Below are 2,886 nucleotides of genomic sequence, written 5' to 3'. Positions count from 1 at the left end.
TGGCATTAGAGAAGTAAGGGGCTAAAATGGAAAAATTATATACTAGAGATACACAAGCGATTTTTTGGAACAACAATAAAACTGCTATTCAAAGAATGTTAGATTATGATTATACAATTAAAAGAGATACTCCTTCTGTTGCAGCAATCGTTGCTCCAACGAGTGGAAATAAATTTGAAAAATTCTTTTGGGGTCCAGATGAAATAATGGTTCCTCTTTATAAATGTACTGCAGATGCTAAAGAAGCACATCCAAATGCTGATGTTCTTTTAAACTTTGGTTCTTTTAGAACTGCTTATGATGTAACTATGGAAGCTGTAGAACTTGGTGGATTTAAATCTATTATGGTTACTGCTGAGGGTATTCCTGAAAGACTTGCAAGAAAAATGAACAATACAGCTCGTAAAGCTGGTGTTACGGTAATTGGGCCAGCAACTGTTGGTGCTATTGCTCCAGGTGCATTTAAAATTGCAAATATTGGTGGGACAATTGAAAATATTGTTCGTTCAAAACTACATCGTGCTGGTTCATGTGGACTTGTAACTCGTTCAGGTGGTCTTTTTAATGAACTTTCAAACATTATTGCACTCAATGCTGATGGTATTGCTGAAGGTGTTGCTATTGGTGGAGATAGATTTGTTGGATCAGTTTTTATCGACAATATGCTTCGAATGGAAAAAAATCCAGATGTAAAATATATGGTACTTCTTGGTGAAGTTGGTGGTACTGAAGAGTATAAAGTAATTGAAGCTATTAAAAACGGTCAAATTACTAAACCTGTTATCGCTTGGTGTATTGGTACGATTGCTAAACACTTTAGCTCAGGCGTGCAATTTGGTCATGCAGGTGCATCTGCAAATGCTGATGCTGAAACTGCAGCTGCGAAGAATAAAGCAATGGCAGAGGCAGGCATTCATGTTCCAGCATCTTTCAATGATTTACCAGCTACTATTAATGAAGTCTATGCAGAGTTAAGAGCGGATGGTGTTATAGGTGAAATTCCAGAACCGGATATGAATGTTGTACCAAAAGTACGTCGTTCAAAACAATTTATCTGTACTATTTCTGATGACAGAGGTGAAGAGTGTACATATGCAGGTTTCCCTATCTCTTCAGTTGCTACTCCAGATACAGGTAAAGGAATCGGTGATGTTATTTCACTTCTATGGTTTAAAAAACAGTATCCAAAATGGGCTACAGAATTTATTGAAACCGTAATTAAAACTGTTGCAGATCATGGTCCTGCAGTTTCAGGTGCGCATAATGCAAAAGTTACTGCTCGTGCTGGTAAATCAGTTGTTGAAGCACTTGTAACAGGTCTTTTAACTATTGGTCCTCGTTTTGGTGGTGCTATTGATGGTGCAGCACAACACTTTAAATATGCTGATGACAATAACTTGTCTCCAGCAGAATTTTTAGGTCATATGAAAAAAGCGGGTATTCCAATTCCAGGTATTGGTCATCGTATTAAATCTTTGAAAAATCCAGATTTACGTGTTGAAGGGCTTAAAAAATTCGCGAAAGAGTATTTTCCAGCAACACCATTATTTGATTATGCATTAACAGTTGAGCAATTAACTACATCTAAAAAAGAAAACTTGATTCTTAATGTTGATGGAACAATTGGTATTTTAATGGTAGATATGTGGAGAGCATTAGGTTATAGTGAGGAAGAAATTAATGAATTTATATCTTCAGGTACACTTAATGCATTCTTCATTGTTGGTCGTTCAATAGGTTTCATTGGTCATGTACTTGATGAAAAACGCCTTGCAATGCCAATGTATAGACATCCAATGGATGACATACTTTATGATGTACAAAAAGCAGAAAAAATATAATTTATTCTACTTGGTAGCTAGAAAAATTTCTAGCTACTGTATCACTCTTTGATTCTCTTTTAACTCTTCTCTTTTATATTCAATATTTTTACGATATACTTAAGGTATGAAAAAAGCATTTACATTACTTGAATTAGTTTTTGTTATTATGGTTGTTGGGGTATTGTCCGCAATTTTAATTACAAGGACAGAACGCAGTCCTCTTCAAGAAGCAGCTGTGCAACTTCTTTCAGATATCCGTTATACGCAGCATTTAGCAATAATAGATGATAAGTTTAATGCATTAGATCCTGATTGGTATCAAAGGAGATGGCAGATACTTTTTGGAAAGAATGTAGATTCAAATAATCAATGGGCATATACAATATTTTCTGACACTGCAGGACATGCAACAGGTGATGCAAGTGAAGCTGAGATAGCTATTAATCCTATGAATCTAAATCAACGAATGACAGGTGGTTATACAGGTGCAAATAATTTGAATTATAGTAATTCTAATTTTGTTGGTATGAAAAAGCTAAACTTAGGAAGCAGTTTTGGAATTGATGATATAACATTTACATGTGGTCAAAGATTGGCATTTGATCATATTGGAAGACCTATGCGTGGTGATCAAAGTACAATGACAGGCAGTTATCATGCAGGGACTGATAGATTACTAAAAAATAAATGTACTATAGTATTAAAAAAAGGTACAAAAGAAGCCAAAATTACAATAATGCCTGAAACAGGCTATGTGCGTATAACTTTTTAAATTCTTCCCCATTCTCTTTACAACTTAAGCGACAATTAAGCATCACTTCTCTATAATTCCCATCCACAAACAGAGAGACCTTGTTTAAAAGGGCTAGAGAGACTTCAAGTAGAAGCTTTTGAGAATGTTTGAGATCATTGAAAACTAAGCAAGTAAGAGACTAGTAAGTAACAAACTAGTTATCTTATTTAGAAATAACTAATATAACAACAACCGTCTATTCTATTTGTAATCTAACTATTAATTTAGTTAGTTTCCCTATAGTAATAGATAACTATACTGTATATAAAG

General features: G+C 34.5%; 2 protein-coding genes. Both read left to right on the top strand.

The genetic code is table 11. From position 1 onward, the window contains the following. Window positions 1–26: 26 nt before the first annotated feature. Window positions 27–1,841 (top strand): citrate/2-methylcitrate synthase, encoded by a 1,815-nt coding sequence (locus MVY38_RS06495; protein ID WP_297484518.1) that lies wholly within the window; start codon window positions 27–29, stop codon window positions 1,839–1,841. Window positions 1,842–1,947: 106 nt separating this feature from the next. Beyond that, window positions 1,948–2,595, top strand: coding sequence for a type II secretion system protein (locus MVY38_RS06490; protein WP_297484515.1), 648 nt, complete (start codon window positions 1,948–1,950; stop codon window positions 2,593–2,595). Window positions 2,596–2,886: the final 291 nt, after the last annotated feature.

This window comes from Sulfurimonas sp. (assembly GCF_027056685.1).
Lineage (GTDB): Bacteria > Campylobacterota > Campylobacteria > Campylobacterales > Sulfurimonadaceae > Sulfurimonas.
This window is presented reverse-complemented; position numbering and strand designations above follow the sequence as displayed.